A 15,480-nucleotide genomic window follows, 5' to 3' on the forward strand; every position below is an offset into this window, starting at 1 on the left:
GATGGGATTCCGTAAACGCAAGCGCGTGCCGTTCCGCAGCGCCGGGGAACTCGACGCGATGGAAGCCGCCGGTGCCGTCGTGGGTGCCGCGCTCGTTGCCGTGCGCGCGGCGGCAGCGCCCGGGGTGAGCACCCTCGAACTCGACGAGGTCGCCGAGACCGTGATCCGTCAGGCCGGGGCGGTGCCGTCGTTCAAGGGCTACCACGGATTCCCGGGATCGATCTGCTCGTCGGTCAACGACGTGGTGGTGCACGGAATCCCGTCGAGCACTGTCATTCTCGCCGAGGGCGATCTGGTCTCGATCGATTGCGGTGCCATTCTCGATGGCTGGCACGGGGATTCGGCCTGGACCTTCGGGGTCGGTGAACTGTCGCAGGCCGATGCCGAGCTCTCCGAGGCAACCCGGCTGTCGATGGAGGCCGGGATCGCCGCCATGATCGACGGCGCACGCCTCACCGACATCTCGCACGCCATCGAGACCGGCACCCACGACGCCGAGCGAAAGTTCGATCGTGCGTTCGGGATCGTCGACGGCTATGGCGGTCACGGTATCGGTCGTGAGATGCACATGGAACCGTTCCTGGCCAATGAGGGTGCGCCCGGCTCGGGCCCCCTGCTCGTCGTCGGGTCGACCCTCGCGATCGAGCCGATGCTCACCCTGGGCACGACCGAGACAAGCGTTCTCGACGACGACTGGACGGTCGTCACCGACGACGGCTCGCGTGCCGCACATTGGGAGCACACCGTGGCCGTCACCGCCGACGGGCCGCGAATCCTCACCAACCGACCGTCCTGATCTTTCGGCCCAGCTGACCGCGGCGACGCGCCGTATCCGATTCAGGCGGCGACACCTGCCGGACACGTATCGCTCACCGGCGCTCAACGCAGCCGTTCGCGTCCGGTCAGGTGCCGGCTGAATACTCGCCGGGTGCCATCGGTGAACGAACATGTGCTGCCCCGCGCGGGCCGGCGTCGGCCGTGGAAGTCCTATGCCCTGTTCCTTGCCATCGTGGGCCCCAATCTCGTTCTGCTGGCGGTGTTCACCTATCGGCCGCTGATCGAGAACATCCGGATGTCGTTCTACGACTGGAACATCTCCTCGCCCGGCTCGACGTTCATCGGCCTCGCGAACTATCGCGAATGGTTCACCCGTGAGGACACCGCGACCATCGTCGTGAACACGGTGGTGTTCACCGTCGTCGCGGTCGTCGGCAGCATGGCCCTCGGACTGGCGCTGGCGTTACTGCTCGATCGGCAGCTCAAGGGCCGAAACCTGGTGCGGTCGGTGGTTTTTGCCCCGTTCGTGCTGTCGGGCGCGGCGGTCGGCATCGCCTTCCAGTTCGTGTTCGACCCGAATTTCGGCCTGATCAACGACCTGATGCATCGGCTCGGACTGGGGTCGGCGCCGGACTTCTATCAGCAACCCCACTGGGCGCTGTTCATGATCACCGTCACCTACGTGTGGAAGAACCTCGGATACGCGTTCGTGATCTATCTCGCTGCGCTACAGGGTAAACGGGCAGATCTCGACGAGGCGGCAGCCGTCGACGGCGCCTCGGGCTGGACACATTTCCGCAAGGTGCTCCTGCCGCAGCTGCGTCCGACGACGTTCTTCCTTTCGATCACCGTGTTGCTCAACTCATTACAGGTCTTCGACATCATCAACGTGATGACCCGCGGTGGTCCCCTGGGTAACGGCACGACGACGATGGTCTACCAGGTCTACGAGGAGACCTTCCGCAACTTCCGCGCCGGGTACGGTGCGACCGTCGCCACCATCATGTTCCTGATCCTGCTCGTGGTCACCGTCGCCCAGGTACGGCTGATGGATCGAGGCGCACGATGACCTCGACCACGGACACACCGGTTGCGGACGCGCACCGACGCGGCGGGGCGATCGTCTCCGACGAGCGCGGACGGATTGCCGTACGTGCGCGCAGGCGTCGGCGGACGGTGCAGGTGCTGGGTTATCTCGCGATGCTCGTCGCGTTGGCCGTCGTGGTGGTGCCCCTGGCGTGGATCGTGTTGACCTCCTTCAAGGATCGATCCGAGATCTACGTACAGCCCGCGGTGTGGTGGCCCTCGACGTGGCATCCCGAGAACTACCGGGAGGCCACCACCTCGGTGCCGTTCTGGCAGTTCCTGCGCAACTCGCTGATCGTCACGCTGATCCTCGGTGTCATCAAGTTCGTGCTCGGCGGGCTCAGCGCCTACGGTCTGGTCTTCTTGCGCTTCCCGGGCAAGAACCTCGTGTTCCTGGTGATCATCGCGGCGCTGATGGTGCCAAATCAGATCACCGTCATCACCAACTACTCGCTGGTCGCCCAACTCGGTTTCCGCAACACCTTCGCCGGGATCATCGTGCCGCTGGCCGGGGTCGCGTTCGGAACCTTCTTGATGCGCAACCACTTTCTGTCGATCCCACCGGAGATCATCGAGGCCGCCCGCATGGACGGCGCCGGGCACATCCGGTTGCTCGTGCGTGTGGTGTTGCCGTTGTCGATTCCGACGATGGTGGCGTTCGCCCTCATCACCCTCGTCAACGAATGGAACGAATACCTGTGGCCGTTCTTGATGGCCGACGACTACAGCGTGGCGACACTGCCGGTGGGACTGACGCAGCTGCAGAACAACGACGGCGTCACCAACTGGGGACCGGTGATGGCCGCGACGGTCCTGGCGATGCTGCCGATGCTGATCGTCTTTCTCGCACTCCAACGCCACATGATCAAGGGCCTGACCTCCGGTGCGGTCAAGGGGTGATCGCGTACACCGTTGTGGCCCCACCTGTTTGACCATCCCGACCCACTCTCATCACTCATCACACATCCAGGAGAATGCGCATGACCGACTTGACCCGCCGTGGATTCCTCGGCGCCGGACTGACCGTGGCCGCTGCGGCCGCCCTCGCTGCATGTGCCGGCTCGGGTGGCGGCTCGAGCAATGACGGTGATCCCAACAACCTGACCTTCTGGTCGAACCATCCCGGCAAGTCGACCGACGTCGAGAAGGAACTCATCAAGCGGTTCGAGGCGGCCAACCCGGGCATCAAGGTGCAGTTGATCGATGCGGGAAAGAACTACGAGGAGGCGGCGCAGAAGTTCAACGCCGCACTGTCGGGCGGCGCACTGCCCGACATCATCATCCTCAGCGATGTGTGGTGGTTCAACTTCGCCCTGATCGGTGCGATCGCACCGCTCGACGACCTCTTCGGCAAGGCTGGCGTCGATCCGTCGGGCTACGTCGATTCCCTTGTCGGCGACTACAAGTGGAACAACAAGACGTGGGCGCTGCCGTACGCGCGGTCGACCCCGCTGTTCTACTACAACGCCGATGTGTGGAGCCAGGCCGGGCTGCCCGCCCGCGGTCCGGCGTCGTGGCAGGAGTTCGCCGAGTGGGGTCCGCGCATCCAGTCGGTGGTGGGCTCGGGCAAGTCGGCGCACGGGTGGGGCAACGCCGTGGACTACCTGGGCTGGACCTTCCAAGGCCCCACCTGGACTTTCGGTGGGGCCTACTCCGACGACTGGACGATGACCTTCACCGACCCGAAAACCGTTGCCGCTGCCCAGTATCTGAGCGACACGATCAACAAGGACCGGTACGCGAAGATCTCCAACGACATCGCCGGTGATTTCAGCGCGGGACTCCTCGCCTCGACGGTCGCCTCCACCGGTGACCTCTCGGGCATCACCTCGGATGCGAAATTCCGGTTCTCGACGGCGTTCCTTCCGGCCCCGGACGGCACGATCGGTTGTCCGACCGGGGGTGCGGGACTGGCCATCCCGGCCCGCAATTCCGACGAGCGCAAGGTCAACGCGCTGAAGTTCATCGACTTCATCACCAACACCGACAACACGGCCTACTTCTCGCAGAACGTCGGTTACATGCCGGTGCGCAAGGCGGCGGTCACCGCGCCGTCGATGACCGCATTCCTGGACAAGAACCCCAACTTCCGGACTGCGATCGAACAACTGCCGAAGACCAAGCCGCAGAACTACGCTCGGGTGTTCATTCCCGGCGGCGACAAGATCATCGGCACCGGTTTCGAGAAGATCGGTCTGCAGAACGCCGACGTCGCCGCGACGATGGCCGATACGCAGAAGCAGATCGAGCAGATCTACACCACCCAGATCCAGCCGAAGCTGCCCAAGTAATGGCTTCGGTCACCTACGCCAAGGCCACCAAGCGATTCGGCGACGGTTCGCCCGCCGTCGATGCCCTTGACCTCGAGATCGCCGACGGCGAGTTCATGGTGCTCGTCGGCCCGTCGGGTTGTGGCAAGTCGACGAGCCTGCGCATGGTCGCCGGCCTCGAGTCGGTGGAATCGGGCGCCATTCTCATCGACGACGCCGATGTCGTCGGTCTGCCGCCGAAGTCCCGTGACGTGGCGATGGTGTTCCAGAATTATGCGCTGTACCCGAACATGACGGTCGCCGACAACATGGGTTTCGCCTTGCGCAACGCCGGGATGAGCAAGGCCGACACCGCCGTCCGGGTCAACGAGGTGGCGGCGATGCTCGAGCTCGACGCGCTGCTCGACCGCAAACCCGCGAAACTGTCCGGCGGGCAACGTCAACGGGTCGCGATGGGTCGGGCGATCGTCCGGCACCCCAAGGTGTTCTGCATGGATGAACCACTGTCGAATCTCGACGCGAAGCTGCGTGTGAGCACACGTGCGCAAATCGCCGCGCTGCAGCGCAAGCTGGACACCACCACGCTCTACGTCACCCATGATCAGGTCGAGGCGATGACCATGGGCGATCGGGTGGCGGTCCTCGATCGCGGTGTGCTGCAACAGGTCGGGACGCCGCGGGAGATCTATCGGCATCCGGCCAATGTCTTCGTCGCCGGTTTCATGGGCACGCCACAGATGTGTCTGATCGACGTCGAGGTGCACGACGGGCACGTCGATCTCGGTGGTGCCGACCTGCCGGCGCCGCGGGCGGTGCCGGGGAAGGCGGTGGTCGGGATGCGCGCCGAATCCTGGGAGCTGGTCGCGGCCGGGACACCGCGGTCGGTGACTGCACGGGTCGAACTGGTCGAAGAACTCGGCGCCGAGCAATTTGTCTACAGCGCAGCCGGTCTGCCGGTGCGCGACGGGCGGGTGGTGGTGCGTGCCGATCACCGGCAGACGTTCACCGTCGGCGACGAGATCGGTCTGCTGCCCGTCGCCGACGAGGTGCACTGGTTCGACGGACAGACGGGGGAGCGGGTGTGAGAGCGGCGGTGTCGGAAGCAGGGTCGTGGGTTGCTCACCGGGCCGGTGAGCCCAGAACGCGGTCGGGCCGGCTGTAGAGCACCAGGGAATCACCGCGCACGAACCCCGCCAGCGTCATCCCCTGCCGTTCGGCGAGGTCCGCGGCAAGGGAGGACGGCGCGGACACCGCCGAGAGCATCGGGATGCCGGCCATCGCCGCCTTCTGCACGAGCTCGAAGCTGGCCCGCCCCGAGACCTGAAGCACGGTGCCCCGCAACGGAAGTCGATCCTGGGCCAGGGCCCAGCCCACGACCTTGTCGACGGCGTTGTGGCGGCCGATGTCCTCTCGGATCACCAGCATCTCGCCGGTGGTGCCGTCGAACAGGCCTGCGGCGTGGATGCCGCCGGTCCGGTCGAATGCCTTCTGCCCCTCACGGAGACGGTCGGGGAGTGCGAGAACCGTGCCGGCGTCGAGGGCCAGCGGGTCGTCATCGACGATGAATCGCGACGCCGTCGTCACCGCGTCGATGCTGTCCTTGCCGCAGACTCCGCAGGCACTGCTCATCGTGAAGCGTCGGGCGGGCACGGCGTCGGGCGCACCGATCCCGTCGGCCAGGGCGAGGTCGAGGATGTTGTAGCTGTTGGGTTCGCCGGGGGCCTGGGCGCCTGCACAGTAGCGGGCCGTGACCAGGTCCTCGGCGCGGGCGATCAGCCCTTCCGACACCAGGAAGCCGGTCGCGAGCTCGACGTCGTGGCCGGGCGTGCGCATGGTGACGACCAGTGCCCGCCCGCCGATTCGGATCTCCAGTGGTTCCTCGACGGCCAGCACGTCGGCGCGGGCCGTGGGTTCGCCGCGCCGGACGCGGATCACCCGGCGACGTGCGGTGATACGTCCCATGACCTCGAAGCTACCGGTGTCAGGTCGCCACGATGATGGTGACCGGGCCATCGTTGATCAGGCGTACGCTCATGTGCGCGCCGAAACGCCCGGTGGCCACCGTCGCCCCTGCGGCCCGCAGGGCGTCGACGACCGCATCGACGAGGGGCTCGGCGACCGCCCCCGGCGCCGCCGCGTTCCACGAAGGGCGTCGACCCTTGGCGGTGTTGGCGTACAGCGTGAACTGGCTGATCACCAGGATCGGTGCGTCGACGTCGGCAGCCGACACCTCCGCCGGCGCCCCGCCCGTGGCCTCGCCGTCGAGGATCCGCAGACGCCAGATCTTGTCGGCCAACTTGGTGGCGTCGGCCTCGGTGTCGTCGTGCGTGACGCCGATCAGGGCCACCAGACCGTGGCCACCGGGTGCGATGACGAGCTCCCCCACGACGTTCCCGTCGACGACGACCGAGGCCTCGGTGACCCGCTGGATGACAGCACGCATGGGCACAGCCTGCCATCACCGATAGTCCCCGGTCGACTCCGCACCACCAGCACCTGACGACGGCGACCGCTTGCCAGTACGCTGCCCGTGATGGGTAAGCGATCGCGAGGCAAGAAGAAGGATCCCAAGCGTAGGCATCTGCAGCCGGTGCGCTCGGCAAAGGGCGGCGGGCGCGGCGGTAGACCGATGCCAGGGGCGGACGAGCAGCCGCTCATCCAGAGCATCCGGCTCGCGCTGCGGACCGGTGAACCGATCGACATGCTGGTCACCCTCAGTACGCTGCTTGAGGCCACCGATCCCGAACCGCATCCGCTCGCCGACCGGGAAGATCGGGCCACGCGCGACACGCTGATCGAGTCCTTCGTGGAGATCTCCTTCGCCGAGACGACAGCCGCACTGACGGTATTCCGGGAACTACTTGCCGATGAACTCCAGGCTGACGAGCTCCTCGCGGCGCGCATCACGCGCACGCTGGCCGGTCGTCGCCAGCCCATGCCGGCGTGGCTCGGCACGTTCGGCGAGGCACGTGTGGTCTCCGAGGTCTATGTCGTCGGCGACGAACTGAGCGATGGCGAGTCCTACATCTTCACTATCGGGTGGCCGCCGGAACACGAGCTCTCATTCCTGGTGTACGTCGACCACAACATGGGTTCGATCGTGAAGGATGCCTTCGTCGTTCCGGCGCCGGTGGAGGACTTGCTCGCGCATTTCCGGGAGAGCGCATCCTCAGCGATGACCACGGTGGTGTGCGATCCGGTCGACGCGGGTACCGCTCGGGCGACCCTCGAGGAGGCGATGAAGATCGGTCGGATGACTTTCCCGCCGGCCGAATCCGACTCGTGGCCGATGTGCCGTCCGCTGGTCGAGTGGGCGCTGCGGCTGTTACCTGAGGCCGGTGCTGCGCCGTCACCGCGCGAGTGGACCGACGCCGAGTACTCCGAGCTCGCCGACGCGTTCTTCGCCTCGCCCCACGGTCGGCCCCTCGACGACGCTGAGCACCGCAGCGCTCTCGAACCGTTGATGTGGATGGCTGCACCGGATCCCATGCGGTGGAGTCCGGTGGTCGTCGAGATCATGTTGCTCGATCGCATCCCGCGCAAGATCATCGACGACGTCGAATCGCTTCAGCGGTACCCGGAGTTGATGCGCCGCTTCGTCCGCTACTGCCACGGTGAGCGCGGGATCAGCAGGGCCGCCACCACCGACACCCTCGCCGCGATCGACGAATGCGAAGCAGAGTTCCGGGAGGAGATCCGGCGTGACCGGCCATCGAACGCCGTACTGCTGGCGCAGCTCGCCCGGGCGTCCGCGCTCGGGCAGGATGCCTCGATCCTCGACGGGCTGTCCGATTATCCACCGGGTTTCGACTCCAGTGGGTCATCTCTCGAAGAGTTCATTCTGCGCGAGTTGGACAAACGGGTCGGCGGACGCCCGACGCTGCTGAGCCTCGACGCCGAGCCGCTGCCCGACGAACAGTTCGACGTCACGGGAATTGCCGAGGACATCCTGCCCGTGGTCGAGGTGATCCGGCAGCGCTGCGATGCGAGCGCGGAGGTCTTCTTCGACGTCGAACACCGCACGGCCATGCGGCGATTGCTGGGCCGGGCGGCGCGCCGCGATCCTGCGATCTTTCGTCGGAAAGCGTCGACCGATCGGGCGGCGGCAGCCATCGGCTGGATCATCGGGCGCGCCAACGACACCCTCGGCGGGGATCTCCTGACGACGACCGTTGCCGAGTTTCTCGACTGGTTCGGCGTGAAAGGCAGTGTGTCGCAACGGGCCGAGCCGTTCCTGCGGGCCAACGGCGTAAATCCGCACGACAGCGGCCACATGATGGCACTGGGTACCCCGACGCTGCTGACCTCACAGATGCGAGCGTCGATCATCAAGCGGCGCGACGACATGCTCGCCGGAATGTAGCAACTCCTCTATCGGCCGGTGAGATCCCGCCGACGCACCACCCACTCAGTCCACGATCAGGGCTTCGATCAGCCGCTCGATTGGCACGACGCCGAGGAACGCTCCGGACATGTCGCAGCACGCGAGGGGATCGAACCGGGTCGGCCGCGGTCGCGTCATCGCACGCCGCAACGCCTCTCGCTGATCGGTGGAGTTGAGGACCCGCAGCACGTCGCGCCGCTCGATCGTCGTCGGGTCGCGCTGTTGAGCCAGTTGTGTCGGGCGACCACCGGAGTCGAGCAGAATGACCAGCGGAAGAGTCGAACCGTCGGAGAGCGCGGTACGCAATGTGCCGTCGGGTGAGTCCAGAGGTGCGGTTTGGCAGGCATGCGCGAGACGAGCCACCGTGGACTGCGGTGCCGCCGTCACTGTCGGGTCGATGGTCGGGGCGAGGGTGCTCGGATCGAGGTCGAGAGAACCCATCTCGGGTGCAGGACGCCCGAGGAGGTACCCCTGACCCAGAGGGACGCCGAGCTCCACCAACCGATGCAACTCGTCGCGTTGCTCGATCCCCTCGGCGACGATCCACGAATCCATCCGGCTGGTGAAACCGCCGAACATCTCGACGAGCGCGGCCTTGGCCTCGTCGTTGTGAAGGCCGGTGATCAGTTCACGATCGAGCTTCACGAAGTCCGGCCGGATCGCCAGAATCCGGTACAGACTTGCATACCCGGCGCCGACGTCGTCGACACCGATGAAACCGCCGCGGTCGCGTACCTGGGCCACCGCTCGGCGGACGACATCGTAATCGGGGACCGCGGAGTGTTCGGTGAGTTCGATGACCACCCGCGTCAGGTCGGTGTGCTGCAACAATTCCTGGATGGGCGTCGAGACGAGCGCCTCGGGCGCCACGTTGATCGTCAGAAAACAGTTGGCCGGCAGTTGCACTCGCGCGGCGAGTGCCTTCTCGACGACCATCGCTTCCAGCTCGATGGCCCGATCGACGCGTACCGCCGCCGCGAACCACCGGTCCGGGCTGGCCTGCAGGGGTCCCGGAAAACGGCTGAGTGCCTCGTATCCGACGACACGCAGACGCGCGATGTCGACGATGGGCTGATAGACCAGTCGCGGTGCGCGGCCGGCGTCGAGCAACTCAGTGACGGCTGCATCCAGCTCGTCGACCGGCTCGCTCACCGAAGGGTGGTGCATCCCACCAATCGCTTTCCGCGTCCGCCGGTCTGCGCGCGTCGCCCGATCACTCGGATATGTCGGAGATCAACCGGCGGACCCGGTCGACGGTGGCGGCGGGCAGGTGGTCGAGTCCGTGCACGCCGGCGGCGTGGGCGGCCACCTGCCTGAGCACGTCGGGTTCGTCGCTGCCGACAAAACGCGTATCGCAGTCGGGAATGACAGCCCCACACCAGAAACTCTTCACCAGGGAACTCCTTTCCGGTGAGTATTCGGATCGTACCCCGTCTCGGATGGGAGGCCGGGACGCCGGAATAGGCATTCGCCGATTCCGGTTGGCCAGGACATGACTGGCTCGGAGAAGGCGGCACACATCCAGCGATTCGGACGGCACGGGGTGTGGGGATGGTTCGGACGGTTCTCGCCCGAGGAGTCCCGGCAGATCGAGGAACTCGGGTACGGCACGATCTGGCTCGGTGGTTCGCCCAAACATCTCGGTCCGATCCGCAAGGTCCTCGACGCGACCGAGAACATCACGGTGGCCACCGGCATCGTCAACATCTGGAACACCGACGCCGCCGCGATCGCCGACGAATTCCACGAACTCGAGCAGGACTTCCCGGGCCGCTTCTATCTCGGCATCGGTGCCGGCCACCCGGAGGCGACCGCCGAGTACAAGAAGCCGTACGAGGCGGTCGGGGAGTATCTCGACGTCCTCGACGAGAAGGAGGTGCCGACCGAGCGGCGTGTGCTGGCCGCCCTGGGGCCGAAGATGTTGCGCCTGTCCGCCGACCGCGCGCTGGGGGCGCACCCGTATCTGACGCCTCCCGCGCACACCGCGATCGCCCGCAAAACCCTGGGCGAGGGCGTGTTGCTGGCTCCCGAGCACAAGGTGGTTCTCGACACCGATCCCGAGGCGGCGCGAGCCGTCGGACGCCCGCCGGTCGACCAGCCTTACCTGCACCTGCGCAACTACACGTCGAACCTGAAGCGACTCGGGTGGACCGACGACGACATCGCCGACGGTGGCTCCGACGCCCTGATCGATGCGCTGGTCGCCCACGGCGATGCGGCCACGATCCGCAGGCAGGTCGACGAGCACCTCGCCGCCGGCGCCGACCACGTCGCCATCCAGGTGCTCGGCGACGGATCGCCGATCGAGCAGCTGACCGCGATCATCGCTGCCGGGGCCTGACTTCCCGGCCGGCCGGTGACAGCTGGTGGAGGAGCGTCAGCGGACGGGCTCCTTGAGGACCATCGAGATCAGCCAGCTCACCACCGAGATGACCAGTGCGCCGAGTACCGCAGACCAGAAGAAGTGGTCGACCTGTAGGCCCCAGGACGTGGTGTTGTGGGTGATCCACGAGGTGATCTCGAGCATGAACGCGTTGATCACGATGTGGATCAGCCCGAGGGTGAGGATGTAGAGCGGGATCGCGAAGATCTGCACGATCGGTTTGATGAACGCGTTGATCACGCCGAAGATCAGCGCGACCAGCACGACGATCCCCAATTTGACGCCGAAGCCCGCGTTGTCGGGGAACACGAAGTCCAGGCCGGGCACGATCAGTGTCGCCACCCACAGGGCCACGCCGCTGAGAGCGCTCTGGATCAAGAAGGCACGCATGGCAAATAGTGTGCCATCGTCGGCGCGAGATGCCGGATTCGTGCGGCCATGGTTCCGGGTTTCTCGACGGTTTGGAGTGTTCCCGCAGTTCGCGTAGCATAGGACGGCGGTGCGCAAAGCGTGCCGGCATTCGTGTGTCCACCGTAGGAGTCTCTCCGCAGGTGGTTGCACGGGCCGGGGCGTGAGGTATCGAGTTCCGGTCAGCACCGGAACGGGCATCTGGTGACGCTGTCCCGGGGTGCCCACACAGTAACGGATCGGAACGAATTCAACCGGGTTACGCGCCTGATGAGGGCGCGCGACAGGATCGCGGAGGACATGGCGAAGAAGGACGGGGCCATCGAGGTCGAGGGTCGGGTGATCGAACCCCTGCCGAATGCGATGTTTCGCATCGAGCTGGAAAACGGTCACAAGGTGCTCGCCCACATCAGCGGCAAGATGCGGCAGCACTACATCCGCATCCTGCCCGAGGACCGGGTCGTCGTGGAACTTTCGCCCTACGACCTCGGTCGTGGGCGCATCGTCTACCGCTACAAGTAAGACCTCCCGGGCCGGGGCGGCCCGGGGTAACCACACCCGCCATCGGTGCGGCCATCGGCCGTGCCCGGCGGGCGAGTAACAGGAGAGATTGACGTGAAGGTTCAGCCGAGCGTCAAGCCGATCTGTGAGAAGTGCAAGGTGATCCGCCGTAACGGTCGGGTCATGGTGATCTGCGAGAACCTGCGTCACAAGCAGCGTCAGGGCTGATCATCACTCGCCACCCTCCGGGTCGCTTGAGAGACAACTGAATACACCAGAAGAGCTGAACAGGATTTGTGAAGCCCTCTTGGCACCAGCGTCGACACACGGGTCGGCGCCCACCTCCGGTTCAGAGGCCGGAGCCCGGCAAGAGTCCGGGACGGACCAGGAGCAGACCTCTGAGAAGTGAAGGAATCCCGCCACATGGCACGTGTTGCTGGTGTGGATCTCCCCCGCGAGAAGCGGCTGGAGATCGCACTGACCTACATCTATGGAGTTGGGCGTACCACCTCCAAGGAGATCCTGGCCGGAACCGGGCTCAGCCCGGACCTGCGCGCCAAGGATCTCACCGACGCAGACGTCGCGAAGCTGCGTGAATACATCGAAGCCTCGGTGAAGGTCGAGGGTGACCTGCGCCGCGAGGTCCAGGCCGACATCCGTCGCAAGATCGAGATCGGCTGCTACCAGGGTCTGCGTCACCGTCGTGGCCTGCCCGTCCGTGGACAGCGCACCAAGACCAATGCCCGTACTCGCAAGGGCCCGAAGAAGACCATCGCCGGGAAGAAGAAGTAATGCCTCCTAAGTCACGAAGCGCAGGCCCGAAGAAGGGCGCACGCCGTCGCGATAAGAAGAACGTCCCGCACGGCAACGCACACATCAAGTCGACGTTCAACAACACCATCGTGTCGATCACCGACCCCAACGGCAACGTCATCAGCTGGGCGTCGTCGGGCCACGTCGGGTTCAAGGGCTCGCGCAAGAGCACCCCGTTCGCGGCTCAGCTCGCGGCCGAGAACGCCGCGCGCAAGGCCCAGGAGCACGGCGTCAAGAAGGTCGACGTGTTCGTCAAGGGACCGGGTTCGGGTCGCGAGACCGCGATCCGGTCGCTGCAGGCCGCCGGCCTCGAGGTCGGCACCATCTCCGATGTCACCCCGCAGCCGCACAACGGTTGCCGTCCGCCCAAGCGGCGTCGGGTCTAGCGGGAAAGGAAAGAATAGACAATGGCTCGTTATACCGGCCCCGCCACAAAGAAGTCCCGTCGTCTTCGCGTCGACCTCATCGGAGGCGACCAGGCGTTCGAGCGTCGCCCCTATCCGCCCGGCCAGCACGGCCGTTCGCGGATCAAGGAGAGCGAATACCTCCTGCAGCTGCAGGAGAAGCAGAAGGCTCGCTTCACCTACGGCGTGCTCGAGAAGCAGTTCCGTCGCTACTACGAGGAAGCCAACCGTCGTACCGGTAAGACCGGTGACGAGTTGCTCAAGCTCCTCGAGACCCGCCTGGACAACGTCGTCTACCGTGCCGGCATCGCCCGCACGCGTCGTCAGGCCCGGCAGATGGTCAGCCACGGCCACTTCACCGTCAACGGTGTGAAGGTCGATGTGCCCAGCTACCGCGTCAGCCAGTACGACATCATCGACGTCCGGCCGAAGTCGCTGCAGACCACTCCGTTCCAGATCGCCAAGGAGCTCGTCGGCGATCGTCCGGTCCCGGGTTGGCTGCAGGTGGTTCCCTCGACCCTGCGCATCCTCGTGCACAACGTGCCCGAGCGCGCCCAGATCGAGGTTCCGCTGCAGGAACAGCTCATCGTCGAGTTCTACAGCAAGTAGTCCGTCGAATCAGTAATTGCCAAGCAGCACAAGCTGTTCGGTTCACTTCTAGGCCGTCATATAGCGGTCGGCCACAAGGAGAAATCTCAGAATGCTCATCTCACAGCGACCCACCCTGACCGAGGAGATCCTCGCCGACAACCGGTCGAAGTTCGTCATCGAACCGCTCGAGCCCGGCTTCGGCTACACCCTCGGCAACTCGCTGCGTCGTACCCTGCTCAGCTCGATCCCGGGTGCTGCGATCACCAGCATCCGCATCGACGGTGTGCTCCACGAGTTCACCACCGTCCCCGGGGTGAAGGAAGACGTCACCGACATCATCCTGAACCTCAAGGGCCTCGTGGTCAGCTCCGAAGAGGACGAGCCGGTCACGATGTACGTGCGCAAGCAGGGTCCGGGCACCGTCACCGGCGCCGACATCGTCCCCCCGGCCGGTGTCACCGTGCACAACCCCGATCTGCACATCGCCACCCTGAACGACAAGGGCAAGCTCGAGATCGAGCTCGTCGTCGAGCGGGGCCGCGGATACGTGCCGGCCGTGCAGAACAAGGCGTCGGGTGCCGAGATCGGCCGCATCCCGGTCGACTCGATCTACTCGCCGGTGCTCAAGGTCACCTACAAGGTCGAGGCCACCCGTGTCGAGCAGCGCACCGACTTCGATCGGCTCGTGCTCGATGTGGAGACCAAGAACTCGATCAGCGCGCGTGATGCGTTGGCGTCGGCGGGCAAGACCCTGGTGGAGCTGTTCGGGCTCGCCCGGGAGCTCAACGTCGAGGCCGAGGGCATCGAGATCGGGCCGAGCCCGGCCGAGGCCGATCACATCGCCTCGTTCAGCCTGCCGATCGAGGATCTCGACCTGACCGTCCGGTCCTACAACTGCCTCAAGCGCGAGGGTGTACACACCGTCGGTGAGCTCGTGGCACGGACCGAGTCGGATCTGCTCGACATCCGCAACTTCGGGCAGAAGTCGATCGACGAGGTGAAGGTGAAGCTGCACGCCCTGGGTCTGGCTCTCAAGGACAGCCCGGCGAGCTTCGATCCGTCGCAGGTGGCCGGTTACGACCCGGCGACCGGAACGTGGTCGGACGACGTGTCGTTCGACGGTGACTCCGGTGAGGATTTCGCAGAGACCGAGCAGCTGTAGCCGCTGCACGCCAACCCTGACTTCCCCCATTCAGCGATGGGGGAGTCCGTCTAGGAGAAGACAATGCCCAAGCCCACCAAGGGTGCCCGCCTCGGCGGGTCGGCGAGCCACCAGAAGGCGATCCTGGCGAACCTCGCCACCTCGCTCTTCGAGCACGGCCGCATCACCACCACCGAGGCCAAGGCCAAGCGCCTGCGGCCGTACGCGGAGAAGCTGATCACCCACGCCAAGGCCGGCAAGCTGGCCAACCGTCGTGAGGTGCTCAAGGTGATCCGCGACAAGGACATCGTGCATGTCCTGTTCGAAGAGATCGGTCCGAGCTTTGCCGATCGCAACGGCGGCTACACCCGCATCATCAAGACGCTGCCGCGCAAGGGTGACAACGCCCCGATGGCCGTGATCGAACTCGTCACCGGGTCGACCGCGTCCAGCGAGGCCGACCGCGCCACCCGCGTCGCCGCGTCCCGCAAGGCCGCCGAGGCCAAGCTCGACGAGACCGAGGCCGCGGTTGCCGAGCCTGCGGGCGACAACGTCGTCGAGGCCGTGGAGGCCGACGCCGACGACGCCGCGAAGGCCAACGCCGAGGCTGTGGCCGAGGCCGTCGACGACGAGTCGACCGCCGCGACCGCCGTCGAGGCAGACGAGCAGGGTGCCGACGTCGACAGCTCGACCGAGAAGAAGTCGGACGACTGAGCCGGACA

19 protein-coding genes are annotated in these 15,480 nt (G+C 65.8%); 14 read left to right on the forward strand and 5 right to left on the reverse strand.

What is annotated here, in order from left to right; genetic code table 11:
• Nucleotide 1 precedes the first annotated feature (1 nt).
• The 5 genes from map to ugpC all read left to right on the forward strand — a co-directional run bounded on the left by map (nt 2) and on the right by ugpC (nt 5,218).
• The gene (map, locus tag P3L18_RS11445; RefSeq protein ID WP_014360942.1) at nt 2-796 is read left to right on the forward strand and encodes a type I methionyl aminopeptidase; all 795 of its coding nucleotides are present in this window, start codon (nt 2-4) and stop codon (nt 794-796) included.
• 132 nt (nt 797-928) lie between these two features.
• A complete protein-coding gene (locus P3L18_RS11450) occupies nt 929-1,846 on the forward strand; it encodes a sugar ABC transporter permease (RefSeq protein ID WP_020170473.1) in 918 nt (305 codons plus the stop codon).
• Complete coding sequence (locus P3L18_RS11455; protein WP_276114115.1) at nt 1,843-2,763, forward strand: carbohydrate ABC transporter permease; 921 nt, start codon at nt 1,843-1,845, stop codon at nt 2,761-2,763. The genes P3L18_RS11450 and P3L18_RS11455 overlap by 4 nt, the downstream gene beginning before the upstream one ends.
• A gap of 80 nt (nt 2,764-2,843) precedes the next feature.
• Complete coding sequence (locus P3L18_RS11460) at nt 2,844-4,154, forward strand: ABC transporter substrate-binding protein (protein WP_006370399.1); 1,311 nt, start codon at nt 2,844-2,846, stop codon at nt 4,152-4,154.
• A complete protein-coding gene (gene ugpC, locus P3L18_RS11465) occupies nt 4,154-5,218 on the forward strand; it encodes a sn-glycerol-3-phosphate ABC transporter ATP-binding protein UgpC (RefSeq protein WP_276114116.1) in 1,065 nt (354 codons plus the stop codon). The genes P3L18_RS11460 and ugpC overlap by 1 nt, the downstream gene beginning before the upstream one ends.
• Before the next feature lie 34 nt (nt 5,219-5,252).
• Here ugpC and fdhD read toward each other — a convergent pair whose 3' ends face one another.
• Both fdhD and dtd read right to left on the reverse strand, forming a co-directional pair.
• Nucleotides 5,253-6,095: a formate dehydrogenase accessory sulfurtransferase FdhD gene (gene fdhD / locus P3L18_RS11470; protein ID WP_079930635.1), complete on the reverse strand. Its 843-nt coding sequence runs from the start codon at nt 6,093-6,095 to the stop codon at nt 5,253-5,255.
• Between the two features lie 19 nt (nt 6,096-6,114).
• Nucleotides 6,115-6,576 carry a D-aminoacyl-tRNA deacylase gene (dtd, locus tag P3L18_RS11475; protein WP_079930634.1) on the reverse strand — a complete coding sequence of 154 codons (462 nt, stop codon included), beginning with the start codon at nt 6,574-6,576 and terminating at the stop codon, nt 6,115-6,117.
• A gap of 90 nt (nt 6,577-6,666) precedes the next feature.
• Here dtd and P3L18_RS11480 point away from each other — a divergent pair, with 90 nt between their 5' ends.
• Nucleotides 6,667-8,496: a hypothetical protein gene (locus P3L18_RS11480; RefSeq protein ID WP_079930633.1), complete on the forward strand. Its 1,830-nt coding sequence runs from the start codon at nt 6,667-6,669 to the stop codon at nt 8,494-8,496.
• A gap of 45 nt (nt 8,497-8,541) precedes the next feature.
• Here P3L18_RS11480 and P3L18_RS11485 read toward each other — a convergent pair whose 3' ends face one another.
• Both P3L18_RS11485 and P3L18_RS11490 read right to left on the reverse strand, forming a co-directional pair.
• Complete coding sequence (locus P3L18_RS11485; RefSeq protein WP_276114117.1) at nt 8,542-9,669, reverse strand: EAL domain-containing protein; 1,128 nt, start codon at nt 9,667-9,669, stop codon at nt 8,542-8,544.
• Between the two features lie 61 nt (nt 9,670-9,730).
• Nucleotides 9,731-9,910 carry a DUF1059 domain-containing protein gene (locus P3L18_RS11490; protein ID WP_276114118.1) on the reverse strand — a complete coding sequence of 60 codons (180 nt, stop codon included), beginning with the start codon at nt 9,908-9,910 and terminating at the stop codon, nt 9,731-9,733.
• Between the two features lie 99 nt (nt 9,911-10,009).
• Between P3L18_RS11490 and P3L18_RS11495 the strand changes: the two genes are divergently transcribed.
• A complete protein-coding gene (locus tag P3L18_RS11495; RefSeq protein WP_079930630.1) occupies nt 10,010-10,858 on the forward strand; it encodes an LLM class F420-dependent oxidoreductase in 849 nt (282 codons plus the stop codon).
• Nucleotides 10,859-10,894: 36 nt separating this feature from the next.
• On the opposite strand, the gene P3L18_RS11500 is transcribed toward P3L18_RS11495, so the two are convergent.
• Nucleotides 10,895-11,290, reverse strand: a complete 396-nt coding sequence (locus P3L18_RS11500; RefSeq protein ID WP_006370390.1) for a phage holin family protein — start codon at nt 11,288-11,290, stop codon at nt 10,895-10,897.
• Between the two features lie 318 nt (nt 11,291-11,608).
• On the opposite strand from P3L18_RS11500, the gene infA reads away from it, so the two are divergent.
• From infA to rplQ, 7 genes are all read left to right on the forward strand, one after another.
• The gene (gene infA, locus P3L18_RS11505; RefSeq protein ID WP_005170487.1) at nt 11,609-11,830 is read left to right on the forward strand and encodes a translation initiation factor IF-1; all 222 of its coding nucleotides are present in this window, start codon (nt 11,609-11,611) and stop codon (nt 11,828-11,830) included.
• Nucleotides 11,831-11,923: 93 nt separating this feature from the next.
• Nucleotides 11,924-12,037: a 50S ribosomal protein L36 gene (gene rpmJ, locus P3L18_RS11510; protein ID WP_005207978.1), complete on the forward strand. Its 114-nt coding sequence runs from the start codon at nt 11,924-11,926 to the stop codon at nt 12,035-12,037.
• A gap of 195 nt (nt 12,038-12,232) precedes the next feature.
• Entirely contained in the window at nt 12,233-12,601 is a 369-nt protein-coding gene (gene rpsM / locus P3L18_RS11515) for a 30S ribosomal protein S13 (RefSeq protein WP_005170495.1), read from the forward strand.
• A complete protein-coding gene (rpsK, locus tag P3L18_RS11520; RefSeq protein ID WP_005207980.1) occupies nt 12,601-13,008 on the forward strand; it encodes a 30S ribosomal protein S11 in 408 nt (135 codons plus the stop codon). Before rpsM ends, rpsK begins: the two co-directional genes overlap by 1 nt.
• Nucleotides 13,009-13,029: 21 nt before the next feature.
• Nucleotides 13,030-13,635 carry a 30S ribosomal protein S4 gene (rpsD, locus tag P3L18_RS11525; RefSeq protein WP_006370388.1) on the forward strand — a complete coding sequence of 202 codons (606 nt, stop codon included), beginning with the start codon at nt 13,030-13,032 and terminating at the stop codon, nt 13,633-13,635.
• A gap of 91 nt (nt 13,636-13,726) precedes the next feature.
• Complete coding sequence (locus P3L18_RS11530) at nt 13,727-14,779, forward strand: DNA-directed RNA polymerase subunit alpha (RefSeq protein WP_006370387.1); 1,053 nt, start codon at nt 13,727-13,729, stop codon at nt 14,777-14,779.
• Nucleotides 14,780-14,842: 63 nt separating this feature from the next.
• On the forward strand, nt 14,843-15,472 hold the full coding sequence (rplQ, locus tag P3L18_RS11535; RefSeq protein WP_006370386.1) for a 50S ribosomal protein L17: 630 nt from the start codon (nt 14,843-14,845) through the stop codon (nt 15,470-15,472).
• The last annotated feature ends 8 nt before the right edge of the window (nt 15,473-15,480 follow it).

Source organism: Gordonia sp. N1V, from assembly GCF_029269935.1.
In the GTDB taxonomy this organism is placed as follows: domain Bacteria; phylum Actinomycetota; class Actinomycetes; order Mycobacteriales; family Mycobacteriaceae; genus Gordonia; species Gordonia polyisoprenivorans.

Coding starts and splice junctions, on each gene's coding strand:
- map (WP_014360942.1), top strand. CDS start 2: ATGGGATTCCGTAAACGCAAGCGCGTGCCGTTCCGCAGCGCCGGGGAA.
- fdhD (WP_079930635.1), bottom strand. CDS start 6,095: ATGGGACGTATCACCGCACGTCGCCGGGTGATCCGCGTCCGGCGCGGC.
- P3L18_RS11500 (WP_006370390.1), bottom strand. CDS start 11,290: ATGCGTGCCTTCTTGATCCAGAGCGCTCTCAGCGGCGTGGCCCTGTGG.
- P3L18_RS11495 (WP_079930630.1), top strand. CDS start 10,010: ATGACTGGCTCGGAGAAGGCGGCACACATCCAGCGATTCGGACGGCAC.
- dtd (WP_079930634.1), bottom strand. CDS start 6,576: ATGCGTGCTGTCATCCAGCGGGTCACCGAGGCCTCGGTCGTCGTCGAC.
- rpsM (WP_005170495.1), top strand. CDS start 12,233: ATGGCACGTGTTGCTGGTGTGGATCTCCCCCGCGAGAAGCGGCTGGAG.
- P3L18_RS11455 (WP_276114115.1), top strand. CDS start 1,843: ATGACCTCGACCACGGACACACCGGTTGCGGACGCGCACCGACGCGGC.
- ugpC (WP_276114116.1), top strand. CDS start 4,154: ATGGCTTCGGTCACCTACGCCAAGGCCACCAAGCGATTCGGCGACGGT.
- P3L18_RS11530 (WP_006370387.1), top strand. CDS start 13,727: ATGCTCATCTCACAGCGACCCACCCTGACCGAGGAGATCCTCGCCGAC.
- P3L18_RS11480 (WP_079930633.1), top strand. CDS start 6,667: ATGGGTAAGCGATCGCGAGGCAAGAAGAAGGATCCCAAGCGTAGGCAT.
- P3L18_RS11460 (WP_006370399.1), top strand. CDS start 2,844: ATGACCGACTTGACCCGCCGTGGATTCCTCGGCGCCGGACTGACCGTG.
- rpsD (WP_006370388.1), top strand. CDS start 13,030: ATGGCTCGTTATACCGGCCCCGCCACAAAGAAGTCCCGTCGTCTTCGC.
- rpsK (WP_005207980.1), top strand. CDS start 12,601: ATGCCTCCTAAGTCACGAAGCGCAGGCCCGAAGAAGGGCGCACGCCGT.
- rplQ (WP_006370386.1), top strand. CDS start 14,843: ATGCCCAAGCCCACCAAGGGTGCCCGCCTCGGCGGGTCGGCGAGCCAC.
- infA (WP_005170487.1), top strand. CDS start 11,609: ATGGCGAAGAAGGACGGGGCCATCGAGGTCGAGGGTCGGGTGATCGAA.